The organism is Bacillus sp. USDA818B3_A (assembly GCF_009928415.1).
Classification (GTDB): domain Bacteria; phylum Bacillota; class Bacilli; order Bacillales; family Cytobacillaceae; genus Neobacillus.
Genome location: NZ_JAABNN010000013.1, coordinates 20,985 through 39,586, shown reverse-complemented (window position 1 = coordinate 39,586; position 18,602 = coordinate 20,985). Strand labels below are relative to the sequence as shown.

Annotated in this window: 20 protein-coding genes and 1 pseudogene; 9 read left to right on the top strand and 12 right to left on the bottom strand. The window is 38.6% G+C overall.

The genetic code is table 11. The features are described 5' to 3' along the window. Nucleotides 1–76: 76 nt before the first annotated feature. Together GXK58_RS18270 and GXK58_RS18265 are read right to left on the bottom strand one after the other, a co-directional pair. Nucleotides 77–1,330 carry an ABC transporter permease gene (locus GXK58_RS18270; protein WP_160724612.1) on the bottom strand — a complete coding sequence of 418 codons (1,254 nt, stop codon included), beginning with the start codon at nt 1,328–1,330 and terminating at the stop codon, nt 77–79. After that, nucleotides 1,323–2,222, bottom strand: a complete 900-nt coding sequence (locus GXK58_RS18265) for an ABC transporter ATP-binding protein (RefSeq protein ID WP_160724611.1) — start codon at nt 2,220–2,222, stop codon at nt 1,323–1,325. The genes GXK58_RS18270 and GXK58_RS18265 overlap by 8 nt, the downstream gene beginning before the upstream one ends. A gap of 140 nt (nt 2,223–2,362) precedes the next feature. Here GXK58_RS18265 and GXK58_RS18260 point away from each other — a divergent pair, with 140 nt between their 5' ends. Continuing rightward, nucleotides 2,363–2,548 (top strand): YhzD family protein, encoded by a 186-nt coding sequence (locus tag GXK58_RS18260; protein WP_160724610.1) that lies wholly within the window; start codon nt 2,363–2,365, stop codon nt 2,546–2,548. Between the two features lie 178 nt (nt 2,549–2,726). On the opposite strand, the gene GXK58_RS18255 is transcribed toward GXK58_RS18260, so the two are convergent. From GXK58_RS18255 to GXK58_RS18240, 4 genes and pseudogenes are all read right to left on the bottom strand, one after another. After that, nucleotides 2,727–3,518: an enoyl-CoA hydratase gene (locus GXK58_RS18255; protein WP_160724609.1), complete on the bottom strand. Its 792-nt coding sequence runs from the start codon at nt 3,516–3,518 to the stop codon at nt 2,727–2,729. A 275-nt stretch (nt 3,519–3,793) separates the two neighbouring features. Next, nucleotides 3,794–3,957 (bottom strand): annotated as a pseudogene (locus tag GXK58_RS18250) (coproporphyrinogen III oxidase); the annotation flags it as partial. Nucleotides 3,958–3,979: 22 nt separating this feature from the next. Further along, complete coding sequence (locus tag GXK58_RS18245) at nt 3,980–4,849, bottom strand: Cof-type HAD-IIB family hydrolase (RefSeq protein ID WP_160724607.1); 870 nt, start codon at nt 4,847–4,849, stop codon at nt 3,980–3,982. A 117-nt stretch (nt 4,850–4,966) separates the two neighbouring features. Next, nucleotides 4,967–5,314, bottom strand: coding sequence for a YlbF family regulator (locus GXK58_RS18240; RefSeq protein ID WP_160724606.1), 348 nt, complete (start codon nt 5,312–5,314; stop codon nt 4,967–4,969). A 153-nt stretch (nt 5,315–5,467) separates the two neighbouring features. Between GXK58_RS18240 and GXK58_RS18235 the strand changes: the two genes are divergently transcribed. From GXK58_RS18235 to GXK58_RS18205, 7 genes are all read left to right on the top strand, one after another. Beyond that, entirely contained in the window at nt 5,468–6,844 is a 1,377-nt protein-coding gene (locus tag GXK58_RS18235; protein ID WP_160724605.1) for a YheC/YheD family endospore coat-associated protein, read from the top strand. A 2-nt stretch (nt 6,845–6,846) separates the two neighbouring features. Beyond that, entirely contained in the window at nt 6,847–7,950 is a 1,104-nt protein-coding gene (locus GXK58_RS18230) for a YheC/YheD family endospore coat-associated protein (RefSeq protein WP_160724604.1), read from the top strand. Next, nucleotides 7,928–9,292 (top strand): YheC/YheD family endospore coat-associated protein, encoded by a 1,365-nt coding sequence (locus GXK58_RS18225; RefSeq protein WP_160724603.1) that lies wholly within the window; start codon nt 7,928–7,930, stop codon nt 9,290–9,292. The genes GXK58_RS18230 and GXK58_RS18225 overlap by 23 nt, the downstream gene beginning before the upstream one ends. After that, nucleotides 9,289–10,329, top strand: a complete 1,041-nt coding sequence (locus GXK58_RS18220) for a YheC/YheD family endospore coat-associated protein (protein WP_160724602.1) — start codon at nt 9,289–9,291, stop codon at nt 10,327–10,329. Before GXK58_RS18225 ends, GXK58_RS18220 begins: the two co-directional genes overlap by 4 nt. A gap of 59 nt (nt 10,330–10,388) precedes the next feature. Continuing rightward, nucleotides 10,389–10,574 (top strand): hypothetical protein, encoded by a 186-nt coding sequence (locus GXK58_RS18215; RefSeq protein ID WP_160724601.1) that lies wholly within the window; start codon nt 10,389–10,391, stop codon nt 10,572–10,574. A gap of 114 nt (nt 10,575–10,688) precedes the next feature. Beyond that, entirely contained in the window at nt 10,689–11,591 is a 903-nt protein-coding gene (locus GXK58_RS18210) for a PucR family transcriptional regulator (RefSeq protein ID WP_160724600.1), read from the top strand. A gap of 107 nt (nt 11,592–11,698) precedes the next feature. Further along, entirely contained in the window at nt 11,699–12,799 is a 1,101-nt protein-coding gene (locus GXK58_RS18205) for an ABC transporter ATP-binding protein (RefSeq protein ID WP_160724599.1), read from the top strand. Between the two features lie 48 nt (nt 12,800–12,847). Here the strand turns inward: GXK58_RS18205 and GXK58_RS18200 are convergent, their stop codons facing one another. Further along, nucleotides 12,848–13,045 (bottom strand): hypothetical protein, encoded by a 198-nt coding sequence (locus GXK58_RS18200; protein ID WP_442862485.1) that lies wholly within the window; start codon nt 13,043–13,045, stop codon nt 12,848–12,850. A 369-nt stretch (nt 13,046–13,414) separates the two neighbouring features. Between GXK58_RS18200 and GXK58_RS18195 the strand changes: the two genes are divergently transcribed. Further along, entirely contained in the window at nt 13,415–13,621 is a 207-nt protein-coding gene (locus GXK58_RS18195) for an alpha/beta-type small acid-soluble spore protein (RefSeq protein ID WP_098529737.1), read from the top strand. 72 nt (nt 13,622–13,693) lie between these two features. On the opposite strand, the gene fumC is transcribed toward GXK58_RS18195, so the two are convergent. The 5 genes from fumC to GXK58_RS18170 all read right to left on the bottom strand — a co-directional run bounded on the left by fumC (nt 13,694) and on the right by GXK58_RS18170 (nt 18,389). Then, nucleotides 13,694–15,073 carry a class II fumarate hydratase gene (fumC, locus tag GXK58_RS18190; RefSeq protein ID WP_160724597.1) on the bottom strand — a complete coding sequence of 460 codons (1,380 nt, stop codon included), beginning with the start codon at nt 15,071–15,073 and terminating at the stop codon, nt 13,694–13,696. Between the two features lie 305 nt (nt 15,074–15,378). Next, complete coding sequence (locus GXK58_RS18185; RefSeq protein WP_160724596.1) at nt 15,379–15,834, bottom strand: helix-turn-helix transcriptional regulator; 456 nt, start codon at nt 15,832–15,834, stop codon at nt 15,379–15,381. A gap of 147 nt (nt 15,835–15,981) precedes the next feature. Then, the gene (locus GXK58_RS18180; protein ID WP_160724595.1) at nt 15,982–16,137 is read right to left on the bottom strand and encodes a FeoB-associated Cys-rich membrane protein; all 156 of its coding nucleotides are present in this window, start codon (nt 16,135–16,137) and stop codon (nt 15,982–15,984) included. A 21-nt stretch (nt 16,138–16,158) separates the two neighbouring features. Further along, the gene (gene feoB / locus GXK58_RS18175) at nt 16,159–18,165 is read right to left on the bottom strand and encodes a ferrous iron transport protein B (protein WP_160724594.1); all 2,007 of its coding nucleotides are present in this window, start codon (nt 18,163–18,165) and stop codon (nt 16,159–16,161) included. Further along, nucleotides 18,165–18,389 carry a FeoA family protein gene (locus tag GXK58_RS18170; RefSeq protein ID WP_160724593.1) on the bottom strand — a complete coding sequence of 75 codons (225 nt, stop codon included), beginning with the start codon at nt 18,387–18,389 and terminating at the stop codon, nt 18,165–18,167. The genes feoB and GXK58_RS18170 overlap by 1 nt, the downstream gene beginning before the upstream one ends. Nucleotides 18,390–18,602 lie beyond the last annotated feature (213 nt).

Sequence of the window (18,602 nt, the reverse complement as noted above, 5' to 3'; positions counted from 1 at the left end):
CCTTTATTCACCAAACGCGAATGCATGTTCCTAAAAATAAAAGAGCTTTATCAAATAATTGATAAAGCTCCATAAATTAACGGTTTTTAGTTAATTGTAATGCCTTTTTAATATCTTTAAAGGAGTTAGACTTTCCATACATTAAAACACCGCCGCGATATACACGGGCACCAAAAATAGCCAGTATGGTGATTGTCACAATTAAGATCACAATTCCTGTGATCGCCTCCCAAGCAGGAATTGTCAGCATACCTACACGCAAGAACATAATCATCGGTGTGAAAAATGGGATATAGGAGGTTACAGTAATAAATGGAGCATCCGGCTTACCGAGCCCAAACATCGCTATCATAAAGCCTGCCACAACTAATAAAGTCATTGGTGTAATCATTTGCTGAACATCTTCAATCCGGCTGACAAGTGACCCCAAAAAGGCTGCTAATGTAGCATATAGAAAATAACCAAGGATAAAGAAAATGACTGCATAAGTTATGGTTGCGAAGGGAATATCACCAAACCCGTAAACACCAAAGAATCCATCCTTTAATGCGTCCATATTTCTCGTAAATGATTGATAACCAACCACCAAGAACACGGCCAATTGTGTTAAGCTTAATAATCCTATGCCTACAATTTTCGCAAACATCTGTTTAATTGGAGACACACTTGAAATTAAAATCTCCATCACCCGTGAAGATTTCTCTGTTGCCACCTCCATCGCAATCATGTTTGCATACATAATCACAGCGAAATAGATAACAAATAACAGGACATAAACTAATCCTCTTGCCTGATTTAGTTCTTCCTCCGTTTTTGCATTTTTCTCAAGAGCAAGTTTTTTAAAGGAAACCGGTTCATATAGTTTTTGAAGCTGAGCGGACTCTAAATGAATCTGTGAGGCAGCCAGCATGGTTTTAACTTGCTGTAAACTCGTTTGGAGATCGGTATATAAAGAAGAATCTGCGATACTCATTGCTTTAAAGACTGCTTCCGGCAATTTTTGATCGTTGAGGCGAAGCTGAATGACCCCTGCAATTTCACCTTTTTCGATTAATTTTTCCGCTTGTGCTTCACTGCCCTCGTAAATAATTAAATCAATCTCTTTGTTTACAAGTTTTACCTGCTGTTTTAATGGATCAAATAATTGCCCTGATTGATCGATTACGGCAACTTTTTCCCTGCCGCTATCCTTATCAAATAAATCAATAATACTATTAATATTAGTAATAACTAATACAATCATTACAGTTAATAATGTAGTGATAAGAAACGATTTTGTTTTAAGTTTGTTAACATATGTATGAAATAAGATAATCCAAAAACTATTCATATGAATTACCTACTTTCTCAATAAAAATGTCATTTAAGGATGGCTCTTCAAGAGCAAACCTGCGGATAAACCCGCTATTAACAATCTCTTTAAGAATCTTCTCGGCAATTTCCTCCCCTTCAACCTGCAACTGAATTCCCTCCATTGTAAGCTTGGATTTTACTACTCCAGGAAAAGCCTTTAATGAGTCAAGAGAAAAATCTGCATGTATGACGAGATTTTTTTTGCCGAAGTCACGCTTAATCTCCTTTAAAGATCCGCTGACAACCGGGATTCCTTTCTGCATAATACAGAGATGTTCACACATTTCTTCCACATGTTCCATCCGATGACTTGAAAATACAATGGTTGCTCCATTTTCTTTCAAAGAGAGAACTGCTTCCTTTAACATCTCGACATTGACCGGGTCCAGCCCGCTGAACGGCTCATCCAAGATTAATAATTTTGGTTTATGAACGACCGCTGCGATAAATTGGATCTTTTGTTGATTTCCTTTAGATAGTTCTTCCACCCTTTTGTTCTCATATTCTTGAATTTTAAATCTCTCGAGCCACAATCTTAATTCTGCTAAGGCCTCGTTTTTTGGCATTCCTCTCAATCTAGCTAAATAGATAATCTGATCACGGACTTTTAACTTTGGATATAAGCCCCGTTCCTCTGGAAGATAGCCAACCAGATGGCTAGTGGAATAATTGATTGGTTTACCGTCCCATGTAATGGTGCCTTCCGTACTATCCAAGAGCCCCAATATCATTCGAAATGTTGTAGTTTTTCCTGCCCCATTTGCCCCTAAGAAACCAAACATTTCTTTTTCCGGAATCGTTAATGACAAATCGTTAACAGCGGTAAATTGTCCAAACCGTTTGGTTACGTGCTCAAGTTTAAGCCCCATATCACACACTCCTTTCCTTAAACTAATACGATTATACCAAATTTTGGTTTCAATCTATTTTTTTGTAAACTTGACTGAATTGTGTGAAAATAGATTATATAACATCTTTCATTCATTTGATTACTCAAGGAGGATTATCAATGAAAACTTATAAATTAACTGCCTTCGAAGCAAATGGAGAAAAAATTTTAGATGAAAGTCTTCAAGCTGAAAATGATGAGGCGGCAAAGAAACAAGGGGAACAACTATTGTTAGAGAAACAGCTGCTAGAAAAGACTCACCGATTAACCTCACCTGCCGGAAAGCTCTTGCTGTTTCATTCTTAGATTTAAAAGCGGAAGCGCCTTGGTCAGCCCCGACAAGCACAAGACAAGCCGGCCGAAAGGTTGCTTTTTAACCTTTTGGACGGCTTGGCTTGTGACCTCGAGGGGCTAGGCGCTGGAGCTGGACAATTTTCAATGTAGATTTATATAATCTAAGAAGCCCGAGGGCTTCTTTATTGCACTATTTTCCTATGAAATTTGGTTGTCTTTTTTCGATAAACGCACGTATACCTTCTCTGTGGTCTAATGTCTCACGCATTTTTTGCTGGCCGTATTTCTCTAATTCCAATACTTTTAGGAGCTGCGGCCGATTCTTTTCTGCCATTATTTTTTTGGTTTTAATCATAGCCTGAACTGGACGGCTCAGCCAATCTTGAACCCTTGCTTCAAGAGTTTCCTGCAGTTCACCTTCCGCCACCTCTTGAATCAAGCCCAAATTTAATGCCTCTTCAGCAGTTAATTTTTTTCCATCCCAGATAACCTGCTTGGCCTTCGTTTCCCCTAATCTTTTTTCTAAAAAGAAGTGGGCTCCGCCATCTGGAATCAGGCCGATTCCAATGAAATTCATCGCAAGCTTACTAGTTTTGTCAGCTATAATATAATCCGTTGCGAGCGCTAAGCAGAATCCAAGACCAGCTGCTGCTCCTGATACCGCACTAATAGTCAGTTTTGGGAGGCTGTACAGAGTAATAATCAATTCACTAATCCAATCCATCACAGAAAAGAAATCACTCTCATTCCTATTGGAGACCATAGTTTTAATATCCCCTCCTGATGAAAAGGCCCTTCCTTTTCCTGTTAACACCACAATGTCGACTTCTTCCGACAAACTTATCTCTTTCAGTTTGCTGACTAACCCCTTTATGACATCTGTGTCCAATGCATTCAAAGCCTCCGGCCGGTTTAATTCAATTGTGGCAACTCGGCCATTCATCCGTAAATTCACCTTATCTGTAACATAATTTATTGACATGGGAATCCCCCCTTTTTTACTCATTCACTTTCATTATATAGGGAATGAAGGATAATAAAAACAAGATTTCAAAATATTAGAAATTTTGTCAAAAAACAAAAGCGCAAGCGCCTTGAACAGCCCCGACAAGCATAAGACGAGCCGGCCGAAAGGTTTGCCTTTTAACCTTTTGGACGGATTGGCTGTAGACCATCGAGGGGCTAGGCGCTGGAGCTGGACGTCGACAGTCCATTTATTAACAGTTATCCACAAGCGAAAAAAATTCCCCAGCTGTGTTAAGCTGGAGAATCTTTTTCTGAGAATAATTCATCTAAAATATTTAGTTTATCCTGGGTGTATGCCTCAAAATTATCATTATAAGATTTAGGGTCTTTAGGAATTGCAAAGTGAGTGATCTTTCCTGTTACGGAATCAATAAATTTACTTATGCTCCACAGCCAGGTCATGATATCTCTTCATGATCAGTTTTTGATAATTTTCATTTTCCTTAAAAACTCAATTGGCTGCTGCTTACGGAAATGCTCTTTTACCATATATGCGACACCTTGTTCATTATTTGATCGAGTTACCCAATCGGATGCCCTTTTTACCTCAAAGTCGGCATTCCACATGGAAACCCCTAGCCCAGCCGCTTCAATTAACGGAATGTCATCTAGTCCGTCACCGATATATACCATTTCATCCTTTTTAATACCCAGCTGATTTCCTAAATAAGATAATCCCGTAAGTTTAGAAACACCTGCTGGTACGATATCGAGCCGGAGTGAATCCAATTGAATCACATCAATCTCCGTAAACATCTTTCGTAAGGCCAGGGCTGCATCGTTCAGGTCTCGCTCATCTTCAAAGTAAACCTCTACTTTAGGAGGCGTTACCGGCTGGTCGTGCAAGTATTCACTAAGTGAAGACACAAATTGCTGAGAATAGAAAACGGGATCTCCTGAGGTAAATACGGTCTTCGCCAGCAGCTGATTATTCAGCTTTAATTTATTAGCTAACGAATACTGTTCATGCACAAGGCGAATCTGACATGGCAACCCCTCTAAAAAACGAATCGTATCATACGTAATATCCTCATTAATCCTTTTGACATAAACGGGTTTTTCCAGCTTACTAGCAATAAAGGCTCCTTGGTGAGTGATGAGTGGTGCTGTTATTTTTAACGCCTTAGCCACCTTCTTAGCTGAAGGAAAGCTTCGTGAGGTAACCAAGGTTACATAGATTCCTTTTTGCTGTACATAGTCAATTGCTTCTCTTGTTGATTTATGAATCTTCCCATTTGATTGTAGAAGCGTTCCATCAATATTTAGCGCAAGTAAGCGATAAATCATTATGTTGCCTCCTGTTCTTGGTGAATTGCCCTTTATATCACTTTTATGACTTTTCACGCTTTTATAGAACAAAAAAGCAAAAAGCCTTCAGCTTTAAAGGACTGAAGGCTTCATTAACTATAAGTTTCCGTATAGGTCTTCCAACGGTTTCATAATAATTTTATTTAGTTCCCCGATAATCATGCTCATTCGCTGTTCTGCTTCCATCATCCGCGCGATTTTTTGATTCTGCTGGACAAGAGCGACAGTCGATTGTGCCTGCTGAACTTCCTGCTCAGAGATATTTTGGCCCATCATTTGCTTTTGTTGTAAATTCATTTGCATCTGACGGAATTGCTCAAACATTTGTTTTGCTTGTGGGTCTGCGTTTACTTCGTTATATGCCTGCTTTAATTGTATATACTCTTCACTTTGGCGAATTGCCGTTTCTAATGCATAAGCCGAATCGAATAAATTAACTGCCATCCTAAGTCACTCCTTTATAATAAACATCTTAACAACTATAACAAACTATTCATTTAATTGCGAGAATGTTCAAATCACCATTCCTTATGGAGTTACATAAGTTACTTATATCAACTAATGCCCATCATTCTAGAAAAAAAATGAGGAGTGATTATGTCACTATCGTTAATCCCTATTTTAATCGAACCGAAAAAAAGGACACAAAATGAAATAAATGTGATTCAAATGCCTGATCATCTATTTAAACAGCTTCAAATAAATAAACGGGAGATAAAAATTTCCATCGGCCGAATATCTATACCAGTGATAGTCCAATCCGCTGACTTACCTGAGAATACAATCCATGTGTCCGAAGAATTAATGGAATCCCTTTACTTACCCATACAGCATCTAAAAATGCAGGCAATGTTTCTTCCAGGCCTTCTAACGTTAAAACTGGGACCTGTCATAGCTCTGTTAACGGATTCTATTGAAGCAAGAAACGACAATGAAGCAATATTTCGTTCTATTCATTTGTTTTGTGAGGAAATCAATCAAGGAGTCAGGGAGAAAGGTGGTCTTTTCTATATATTCTCTTTTGACCAGTTTTTAAAGCAGGGATACTTCTTAGAAAACGAAAAGTGGGTCAAGGCACATCTCCCAGCACCCGATGTCATTTATAATCGAATTCATTCTAGAGTGCTAGAGTTTAAAAATGAATATAAACAATTTCGGCAAAATATCAAACAATTATCCATTCCCTTTTTTAATGACCGCTTCCTGTCAAAATGGGAAGTTTATAACTGCCTAAAAGAAACGCAGCTAGATTTCTATATACCGGAAACCAAGCTATTTTCACAGGACCATTTTTATCAAATGACAGAAAAATATGAAACCCTATTTTTGAAACCAATCCATGGAAGTCAAGGAAGAAATATTATCAAAGTGAAACGGGAGTCCACTCTCTACTACTCCCTTGAAACCTCGTTAAAATCCCTGCCTTCTGGAAATGGAGAAAAATTCTCCTTTGATGAACTCTATCAGCTGGTCAAGCCGCTAATCCATAATCGAATTTATATAATCCAACAAGGGATCCCGTTAATGTCACATCAATCAGCTGCGATGGATTTCCGTGTCCTTTGCCACCAGAATGCCTATAACCATTGGAAAGTGACCTCGACAGTGGCAAGGATTGCAGCAAAACAAGAGTTTGTCTCTAATTTGGCAAGAGGCGGAACCCTTACAAGACCATTAAATGCCCTAAGAACAACGTTTAACGAGGAAAAGGCTATTGAGGCACTAGCACTCATGAAGGAGCTAGCCCTGGAAACTGCAGGAATTATCAGCCAAAACTCACAAGGTCTTTTTGGAGAATTAGGCATCGACATCGGTGTAGACCAGGAAGGAAAACCATGGCTTATTGAGGTGAATTCTAAGCCATCCAAAAACTTTGAGGATGGTTTAACAAAAATTAGACCTTCTGCAAAAGCCATTATTCAGTTATGTACTATTCTTACATTTGATTCAGCAGATATGAAGGAGGATTTATAAACGTGTTAACATTCGGCATTTTGTCATTATCTCTAGAAAGTGAAAATTCATATATAAATGAGATAGCTTCTCATGCTGAAGCCTCTGGTATGGAAGTATTTAGGTTTATTCCGTCAGAAATTAATCCACACACACTTTTTGCTAGAGGGCGGAAGTTTGTTCCACAAACAAAAACCTGGGTTGATTGTGAAGCTCCTATCCCAGCCATCATTTACGATCGATGTTTTTATGGAGAGGATGAACATTCCAAACAATGCCTGCCAATTGTAACCTGGCTTAAGAGCCGAAGTGATATAACCTTTTTAGGCTATGGATTGCCTAATAAACTGGAATTGTATCATGCATTAAAAAACACCTCACTATCATCCTACTTACCTGCAACACAGGCAGTTACCGATGTTGAAGAGGTCTTAGAAGAGTTGGCGGCAAAGAAAAAGATTATTCTTAAGCCGATAAATGGATCTCAAGGCTATGGAATTTACTACTTAAAGCAAAATGAAAAAACTTTCCATGTGAAAACGGAAAAACAAAAACGAATTATTTCACGGATTTTCCCCAATGAAGCCAAGCTCACCCAATGGTTAAACCAGCTATTAAAGCATCGAAACTATTTACTCCAGCCCTATCTTGAGCTGTCTAATAAAGAACATCAGCCCTTTGATATACGGTTTCTCCTACAAAAAAATGAGTTAGGACAATGGGAGGAACAGGGCCGGGGAATTAGAATTGGAAATACGGGCGGAATTTTATCTAACTTAGCTGCGGGAGGATCCGTTATTTCCTTTAAAGAATGGCTCACCGCTCTTCAGCCTGTAAAAGGTGAATTTTTAAAACAGGAGTTAGATTATATTATCTCCCGCCTCCCTTCCATTTTAGAATCAGCTTTCATGCCGCTATTTGAAATTGGGGTTGATATCGGCATCGCCAAAGACGGTTCCATCTGGATTCTCGATATCAACTCCAAACCAGGAAGGAAAGTTGTATTATCCACGAATCCTGAATTACAAGAAACTCTTTCTGCCAAGCCACTGCAGTACGGCAAATTTCTATCAATAACAGGACCGACGGAAAGGAAGGTCTATTATGAGAAAACATTATTTCATTGAGGTAGCTCAAAATGATCAATTAATTGTTTTTTGCCCGCCCAAATTAATTGATAATAAGAAGATAAAGAGAATTGCTTTTGGATCAAAATCGATGGAAGCTGAATTCTTACCTCATCCAGACAAAAATGACCGCATTGCAATCAGCAAGAAAATTCAAGAAGAAATCCAATTTATTAACTTCAATGTCCCTTTACACGCGTTTGTGGAAGAGGAGGTTCTTTCAATTGGGCCATTAGTTGGTATCTTTACAGCGGGGTTCACTTCGTACCCTGATCAGCCAATCGGAGAACGAACCTCATTTTTTTCAAAACTGTTATCTGTCAATCGTTCAGTCGGCACACTGTCATTTGTATTCGGTGAGCAGCATATTGACTGGGAGCAAGGAACGATTGAAGGATATTTTTTTCACGATGAGAACTGGAGAACGGTAGAAGTCCCTTTTCCTAATGTCATCTATGATCGCCTTCCGAATAGAAAAAGTGAGGAAAATCCCAAATTAATTAAGGTTAAAAATCGCCTTCAAAAAGAATATTTAATTCCATGGTACAATCCCGGATTTTTTAATAAACTAGATATTTATGAAAAACTTCAGCAGGAGACAACTGTTACCCCATACTTGCCGGAAACTTTTCCCTTTATATCCTTTTCCGCCATCGAAACGATGCTCTCCAAGTATGGTCATGTATATATCAAACCAAGAAATGGAAGCCTTGGGCATGGAGTTCATCAAGTCATCTATGATAAACATACAGAACATTATTATTGCCGCTACCAGGATGAAACAGGTCAAAACCGCTTACGAAAATACTCGAGCCTGGAACAATTATTCCAATCTGTATTCAGCGATCAATCACTTGAAAGAATGCTTGTTCAGCAAGGGATTCATTTACTGCGAAAAGACCAGCGCTCGGTGGATTTCCGTGTCCATACCAATAAAGACGATTGCGGTGAGTGGCGTGTAACCGCCATTGCTGGAAAAATTGCCGGCCAAGGCAGTGTAACTACCCATGCACGAAGCGGTGGAGTGATCAAAACCATTAACGAGATTTTTCCAGAAGAAGAAGCGGCAATTTATACAGAAAAACTTAGCACTGCTGCACTATTGTTAAGTAAAGCACTTGATCAGACGATTGAAGGGATTATCGGGGAGATCGGATTTGATTTAGGCATTGATCGCAACGGAGATGTTTGGCTGTTTGAAGCTAACTCAAAACCCGGCAGGTCTATCTTTAGTCATCCTGAACTAAAAGAATTTGATTTATTAACAAGGAAATTATCGATTGCGTTTGCCGTTTTTTTAACAGAGCAGTCTCTATTACACCCAGAGGAATTATTTAAATGAGTACCAAAGTTAAACCCCTGGTCGGAATCGTAACCTCGAGAAAATCAGATGGAACCATCGCCGGAAATGGCCCCCTCTTCATAGCAATACAAAAAAAGCTTATTTCTCTCAATGGAATAAGCTTTGTCTTTATACCAGAAGACGTGGAAGATGAAGTAATCTATGGTTATGTCTATTCTCCGGAGCATAATTGCTGGAAAAAGGACTGCTTCCCTTTCCCTGATCTTGTTTATAATCGGATCCCATTTCGATCTTCAGAAAAGGATGAAATAAGTCAAAGGTTCTTTTCATTGTTAAAGGAAAAAAAAATCCCTTTTTTTAACCCTTGTTTTATCAACAAATATGAACTTTATCAACTATTTAAAAACGACACTATCCTTAAAAATTATATACCGGAAACCATCTTAGTGTCTGAACCAGAGGATCTATTCGGTTTTCTAATGAAGTTTCGCAGCATTTATCTAAAACCTGCCCAATCCTCAAAAGGAAAAGGAATATTTCGCTTAAGACTTGCCGGGCCTTCAAAACTGAAACTTGAAGGCATCAAACGCCAAGAATACTACCAATCCTTCGAACAGTTTTGGATGGAATGGAATAGGGATTTACTCAGAAAATCCTATTTAGCCCAGGAGGAAATAGACTCCTCGGAATATGACGGGAGCCGTTTTGATTTCCGAATTTTAGCTCATTCCCATCATGAAGAATATTTACTTACCGGGGTAGGAATTAGACTTTCCGAACAGCAGGATGTCACCACGCATATCCCATCGGGAGGAAAAATTCTTCCTTATGAATTATTCCAATCTAAAGAGCAAGATGAATTATTCCAAACAATCGTTTCTAATGCCGGCAAAGTGCTTTCCAGCCATTATGGCTTCTTTGGTGAGTTTACCATTGATGCAGGCTTAAGCAAAAATGGCCGGTATTATATATACGAAGTGAATTCGAAACCAATGAGTTTTGATGAAGCAGCAATCGACGAAAAGAAAATTGAGCATCTGTGCCGCTTATTCCTTAACCTTTCACAAAATGCATGAAAACCCATTTTTTCCCGCAAACTAAGGATAACTTTTTTCAGAGAGGAAAGGTGAATGGGTTGAATAAAGATCATTTAACCAATCAAGAATCCGCATTTGAAGGCAGAGATAAAGCCTATGTGGATGTCGACCGTATGATTAATGAAGGATTGTCCGGCGGGTCGGTTCATTCCCGCTATGATACCGCCAACATTGAGGAAGCGCATGATCTTCCTAAAGAACAACCGCCTGCTGAAACAGAATAATGCATAATGGCTGTACCGATAAAAATAAGGTACAGCCATTAATCTTTTATGCTGTGCCTTACAATTGGTATAATAAGGACTAAAGCCTGAAAATTTTTATAATGGGGAATCAACATGATAAAAAAACTATTACCGCTCTACCAAAATTCCTTCTTTCTTTCCAGCAAGCCTGAAAGTCCTTCTGATCGTTTTTTATACTTCTGTAATGAATCAGAAACTGAATGGGTAGGTATTCCTAAAACCGAACTCAATGAGCGGGAAATATCCCTTCTAAAATCACTATATACGTTAGTGGAATTTCCTAGTTCCAACCTGCATCCAACAATTAAAGCATGGCATGACTTTTTATTATCAAATGGTCCTATACCAAGTCATTTCACCGCAAATACATTAAGAATCATTCAATTCAACATTAATGGAGTGGAAGTAAATCAACCTGAAATAGAATCAGCCTTAAAAGGTTTTTTCACTGAAGATGTGATCATTATTTGGGAAAGTGGAAACCGAGGGATTGTGATTGAAGAGAAAAATACGATGGCCCTTTCAGAAGAAGAGATTGTTTCCATGTCTGAAACATTAGAAAGTGATTTCTATGTGAAAGTTTCATTTTATATTGGTAAACCAAGTGCATTCGCAAAAGAATTACCGATTAAGTTTCTTCAAGAAAAGGAATTTTTCACATTTGCGGCTTCTCGTTTGATTCATTCTAAAATATTTTCTTTTGAACGAGTGTTCCCTGCTTATTTAGCATTTTCTTTACCACAAGAACTAATTGCAAAAATCAGCCAGGATATCATCGAGCTCTTTCAGGAAGACCCTGACATGTTTTCAACCATTAAGGTATTTTTGGAAAACAATTTAAATGCAAGTATGACAGCTAAAAAATTATATATACATCGAAATACGCTGCAATATCGGATTGATAAATTCAGCGAAAAGACGGGGATTGGCCTTAAGGATTTTTATGGGGCGTTCACGGTTTTCATGGCTTGTCTTTTATTTGAACAACAGATGTGACAACATGCCCAAAAAAGCGTTTTCATTTTTTGTGCAACCTGTCTATATGTAAATGTTTTCACTCCCTGTAAACTAAAGGTACAACTTATTCAGGGAGGAAGAAAAAAATGGCTGAATTAAAATTAGATCATATCTATAAAGTTTACGATAATAAAGTAACTGCAGTAGAGGACTTCAACTTGCATATCGAAGATAAGGAATTTATCGTGTTCGTTGGACCATCAGGCTGCGGTAAATCTACCACCCTACGTATGATTGCTGGACTAGAAGATATTTCAAAAGGTGATTTTTATATCGATGGAAAAAGAGTGAACGATGTAGCTCCAAAAGATCGTGATATCGCAATGGTATTCCAAAACTACGCTCTTTATCCGCACATGACTGTATATGATAACATGGCATTCGGATTAAAATTACGTAAGTTCCCTAAAGATGAAATCGACCGCCGCGTGAAAGAAGCAGCTAAAATTCTTGGCTTAGAAGCTTACTTAACTCGTAAACCTAAAGCACTTTCAGGTGGTCAGCGCCAGCGTGTTGCATTAGGACGTGCGATTGTCCGTGACGCAAAAGTATTCTTAATGGACGAGCCATTATCAAACCTTGATGCAAAACTTCGTGTGGCGATGCGTGCTGAAATTGCAAAGCTTCACCGTCGTCTTGATACAACTACTATCTACGTTACCCACGACCAAACAGAAGCGATGACAATGGCGACTCGTTTAGTTGTTATGAAGGATGGAATAATTCAACAGGTCGGTTCTCCAAAAGAAGTTTATGAAAGACCAGAGAACGTCTTTGTTGGCGGCTTTATCGGCTCACCTGCAATGAACTTCTTTAATGGTAAACTACAAGATGGAAAATTCGTAATTGGCACTACTTCCATTACTGTTCCTGAAGGAAAAATGAAGACCCTTCGTGAACAAGGTTATGTTGGAAAAGAAATCATTCTTGGCGTACGCCCTGAAGATATCCATGATGAGCCTGTATTTATCGAAGCATCTGCTGGCACAAAGATTAAAGCCAATATCGATGTTGCAGAATTAACAGGTGCTGAATTAATGGTATATTCCAGCCTTGGTGGACAAGATTTCGTTGCCCGTTTAGATTCTCGTGCAGATGTTCATCCTGGAGATGCTGTAGATCTTGCATTCGACTTAAATAAAGCTCATTTCTTTGATGTAGATACTGAGTCACGTATTAGAAATTAAGTGACAGATAAATAGTGAGAAATGCCCCGTTATCATGATAGCGGGGCGTTATTCTTTTATAAAAATAACTTCGTCACTATGGCAGGCTGGACATCTGTAAAGGTGTGGACATTTCTGCCCAGATTGCGTATCTGGGTAACCATCCTCAAGTTTCATTAAATCTATTTCCATATAAGGACTGTAATCATCAAAAAAGTCAATCAGTCTCCCCGCTTCCAACATAGGTTCCCCACAATTCGTACACATTAGATAAACTTCCCTAAGTCCATTACAAACAGGGCATATCGCCAATATTGTTCACCCTTTTATTATAAGATAAATTTAGTTTGCGTTAATTTAAGCTTCATATGTAATGGAATAACTTCCCAGTAAAGAATTTCGAATAGAACTTTGAAAATTAATCATAATAAAGATTACAAAGCAACAATTACACCGATGGATGAAGCCAAACAGGGTAGTATCCGGTGCAACTCCGGATCATCCAACCAAATGAATCATCTCCAATTACTAATATTCTTTGTCAGAGGCATTGATTATATGGGTTAGGCCAGGTGGCAATATTATGGTTCAATTCCATACTGACCCCAAAATTAATAAGAGGAGTGTTATTCAACTATGGCAAGTAACAACAACTCTAATCAACTTTTAGTACCAGGCGTAGAACAAGCTCTTAACCAAATGAAGTATGAAATCGCTCAAGAATTTGGCGTAAATCTTGGCGCAGATACTACTTCACGTGCAAATGGTTCTGTTGGAGGAGAAATTACAAAGCGTCTTGTAGCTATGGCAGAATCTCAACTTGGCGGCGGCTTCCAACGCTAATTTTCAACAAATTTTATTGGACAAATTAATAATATGGCTTAAGCCCCCTCCTTTTATGGAGGGGGCTTTCATTTATACCATTTTTTCAGGCTGAATCCATTCATCAAATTGCTCCGCTGTAACATAACCTGTTTTAAGGGCTGCTTCTTTCAAGGTACTGTTCTCCTTAAAAGCGAGTTTGGCAATTTCTGCTGCCTTTTCATAGCCGATATGGGGATTAAGTGCGGTTACTAACATTAAAGACCGTTCTACGTTATCTTTAATCTTATCTAGAATTGCCTCTATGCCAGCAGCGCAATTTTCTTTAAATGAACCAATGCCATCTGCAAGCAGTCTTATTGATTGGATAAGATTATAAATAATCACTGGTTTAAAGACATTCAACTCAAAATTACCCTGACTCGCTGCAAAACCAATCGAAGCGTCATTCCCAAAAACCTGACAAGCCACCATCGTTAGGGCTTCACTTTGTGTTGGATTTACTTTTCCCGGCATAATGGAACTACCTGGTTCATTTGCGGGAATACTAATTTCTCCTATCCCGCTGCGGGGACCACTCGCAAGCCAGCGGACATCATTAGCCACTTTCATTAAGTCGGCCGCTAACGCTTTTAGTGCTCCATGGACATACACAATTTCATCATGGCTTGTTAAGGCATGGAATTTATTAGTTGAAGATTTAAAGGCATAACCAGTAATTTCTCCTAGTTCAAGCGCCATCATTTGTCCAAATAGCGGATGAGCATTTATTCCAGTCCCGACAGCTGTCCCGCCAATCGCCAAATTTAATAAGTGCCGGCTCGCCTCTTTAATGATCTCCTCATCTTTTTCAAGCATTGCCCTCCAGCCGCTAATTTCCTGCCCCAATGTGAGCGGCGTTGCATCCTGCAGGTGTGTTCGGCCGATTTTAACAATGCCAGCAAAAGCTTCTTCCTTTTCTCTAAAGGTATTTTTCAATCCTTCAATCGCCGGCAGCAAGTCTTTAATAATCTTAATGTAAGCTGCAATATGCATGGCAGTAGGAAACGTATCATTCGAGCTTTGGGACATGTTTACGTCATCATTGGGATGGACTTTTTCTGCCTTTCCCGTATCAGTAAATATTTGATTGGCCCTATTTGCAATAACTTCATTCACATTCATATTTGATTGCGTGCCGCTCCCTGTTTGCCAGACTGCTAACGGAAAATGCTGATCATAGTCACCATTATGTATTTGCTTACATACATTTACGATGACGTTCATCTTGTCTTCAGTAAGCTTCCCCAACCGAAAATTAACTGCTGCCGCAGCTTGTTTGATAAGGACCAAGCCATGGATGACCTCGAGCGGCATTTTTTCTTCGCCAATTTTGAAATTTTCCCTGCTTCGCTGTGTTTGAGCTCCCCAATATTTATCTGAAGGAACACGCACCTCTCCAAGCGTATCCTTTTCCACTCTAAATTTTTCCATCGGTTATCACCTCACTATTTCAACTACTTCCATATATATATCCATTGCGGACAAATTTATATCCTTTTTGCTGATTAACAAAAAATAAAAAAACTGCAGACATTTGTCTACAGCCTAGGATTTAATGATTGTATAGCCGATGAAATAAGTAAGAATCAAAAAACTGCCTATGGCTAATACAATTGAGTATTCTGACATAAAGATCCCACCCTTTGATTTTGATTTTAAAATATCACAAAGAGCAGGTACTGCAAGTGATAAAAATTACACTTTTGTGACTTTACGTTGAATTTTTTTGAATATATTTATTCACCTTTTGTGAGTTCCTTAAAGCGATGTCTTGATTGTTTCTCATCAAAGCTTGAAAAAATACGGTAATTCTGTTCATCCAGAATTCGAAAATGTTTACTTAAAATATTTTGCTGCAAGATATATCCATTCTTTTGAAAAAGAACCCTCCACCAAATTCTTCCGCCAAGTGTTTTTGTTTTGCGAAGGTCGATTCCGTTTAGGGCAACTGTTTCTAAAACCTCGAGGGGTTCATTACCAAATAAAAATTGGACTGTTTCTGTCTCACGAAAAAGGGCACAAATAGATACAACGGTTGACCAGCCGGCTAACACTCTCCCTTTCTCAATTTGTACTAATGTTTTCTTTGAAACACCAATAATATCTGCCATCTTATCCTGTGTATAACCTGCTTCTGTCCGGATTAGACGGAGCTTTTCAGATACTTGCATTATAATTTCATCCCTGGTCACAGTCAGCCCTTCCTTCAATAGCTTCTAGTGTAATTTTACACAATTTCTTAGAATGATTCAAATTTCAAAAATAAAAGAACTGCTATAATCACATAGCAGTTCTTTGTACTTTATCTTTGACATTGTCTAGCTCCAGCGCCCTAGCGGCTACGCATTTCGTGGTGGTATACTGCATTGACTGGAACATGATTTTTTTAAATCACAGGCGGCGCATTTTCCCTTTTTGGAACGATTAATGAATTTAACTAATGCCCAAGCCGCATATCCAAATATAGCCACACCGATTAATATACTCGCAATCATTTGTTCCACCCCTCTTAAAAGTTAAACCAAGCCAAACAATTTACCGCCTTGATAAATAATCAACGATAGCACGTAGGCAATTGCGAAGGCATAAATCATTGAAAAAGCAGTCCATTTTTTTGAACCAGTTTCCTTATAAATCGTTGCTGTTGTAGCCAAACAAGGTATATACAATAAGATAAATACCATAAAGCTATAAGCTGATAACGGAGTATAGTAATTAGCCAACAGCCCTTGAAGGCTTGCATCATTTGGAACAAAATAAATAATATTCATGGTCGAAATAATTGCTTCTTTTGCTAAAAAACCAGTTATTAACGAAGCGGTTGCCTGCCATGTTCCGAAACCAATCGGATCAAAGATCGGTGCGATAACATTTCCAATGGCCGCTAAAAAACTATCATCCATATTAACCTTTAAACCATGAGGTCCTGCATAGGATAGCAGCCAGATAAAGACAGAACCGGCAAAGATAAATGTTCCAGCCTTTCTGATGAACCCTTTCCCTTTATCCCATGTACTTCTCCATAAAGATTGAAATTGTGGAAGTCTATAGGGAGGAAGTTCAATAACAAATAAAGATGTTTCTGATTTCACTATGGTTTTTGAGAATATTTTTGCAAGTGTTAATGCAACTACAATTCCCAGCACATAAAGGCTGAGGACAACAAACGCCTTCTGTCCGACGAAAAAAGCTCCTACAAATAAGGCATATACTGGTAAACGTGCCGAGCAGGACATTAATGGTGTCAATAGGATGGTTAAGAGTCTCTCCCTTGGAGTTTCAATCGTCCTTGCCGCCATGATCCCAGGTACATTACAGCCAAAGCCAATCATCATTGGGATAAATGCTTTACCATTTAACCCTACAGATTCCATAATACGATCCATTACGAGTGCAACACGTGCCATGTAGCCAGAGTCTTCTAACAAGGAAATAAAGAAGAAAAGAATAAATATCTGCGGTACAAACACAAGCACACCGCCAACCCCTGCTACAAGTCCTTCAATAATTAAAGCATGGATAAAATCTGAAGCATGAACTGCGCTCAAGACAGATTCAAATCCGGTCGTGACTGGTCCTGTTAAAAAGGCATCAAGCAGGTCCGATAAAGGCGTTCCCAACCAATCAAATGTCAGCATAAACATCAAATACATGAGCAAAAGAAAGATGGGCATTCCTAGGAACCGGTTGGTTACCATGCTATCAATTTTTTCAGACAGCGGTAAACCCGATTCACTTTTGCTTGAAACTTCAGCGACGATCTTGTCTATTACTTCTTTTCTTTTTAAATAAATGTAATTCGACAGTGATTTACCGTTCAATCGTGCTTGAAGCTTGTTTTCCAAGTTAATTACAACATCCTTCATTCTTTGAGGATTTGTAATACTATGAACATAGTTTTGAACGTATTGGTTCCCTTCTAGATACTGAATGGCAAGAAACCTTGGAGAATGATGGGTCTTACTAGAAATTTCCCCGGTTATCGCCGAAATCGTCTCTTCAGCCTCCTTGCCATAGTAGACAAGGTGTTTCTTATTGGCAGGCTGGATTGATTTTGTAGAAATCATTTCTGCAAGCTTGTCACAGCCCTTTCCACTTCGGGCAACGACTGGGACAACTGGAACACCCAAGACTTTCGAAAGCTTCTCTACATGAATGTGAATCCCGCGTTTATTCGCCACATCGATCATATTTAGGCCAATTAAAGCTGGTTTCTCATATTCAAGCAGTTGAAGCGTCAAATGTAAATTACGTTCCAATTGTGATGCATCAAGGATATTTAACAACCTGTCAAAGGATTCGTTTAAAAAAAACGAGGTAACGACCCCTTCGTCCTTTGACAAAGGGTTAAGAGTATAAACTCCGGGTAAATCTATTAATTGTCCAATATTATTCTTAAAGACTCCAACCTTCTTTTCAACAGTCACACCGCTCCAGTTGCCAACATACTCATAGGAACCTGTTAAATTATTAAATAATGAAGTTTTCCCTGTATTCGGATTACCGATTAAAGCAATTTCCATTATAGTCTCTCCACTTCAATCTGAACTGCTTCTTTTCTGCGGATCCCAACACATTGTCCGCATGATTCGATCATGACCGGTCCGCCAAAGGGCATAATGCACTTGACACAAACTTCAGATCCCTCTGTAATCCCTAAATCAAGCAAGCGTCGTTGAACGAGGTGACCGACATGAGATAAATCAATAATTTTTCCTTTATCCCCTGCTTTTAAAGTACCAAACATGTATATCACCCTATCTAGGTTAATTGAGAATGATTATCTTTCTAAATGTATTTTAACACTATTTTGAGTAAAATAGCTTAATAAATTTGACAAAAGTTCGAATTATAAATTGAAAAGTCTTACTATTATAGAGAATAAACGTAAGAAATGGATACATTCATTGATAAAAATTTATTTTCTTTTGTTTTAAAAAGGATTTTTAAACTCATCAGC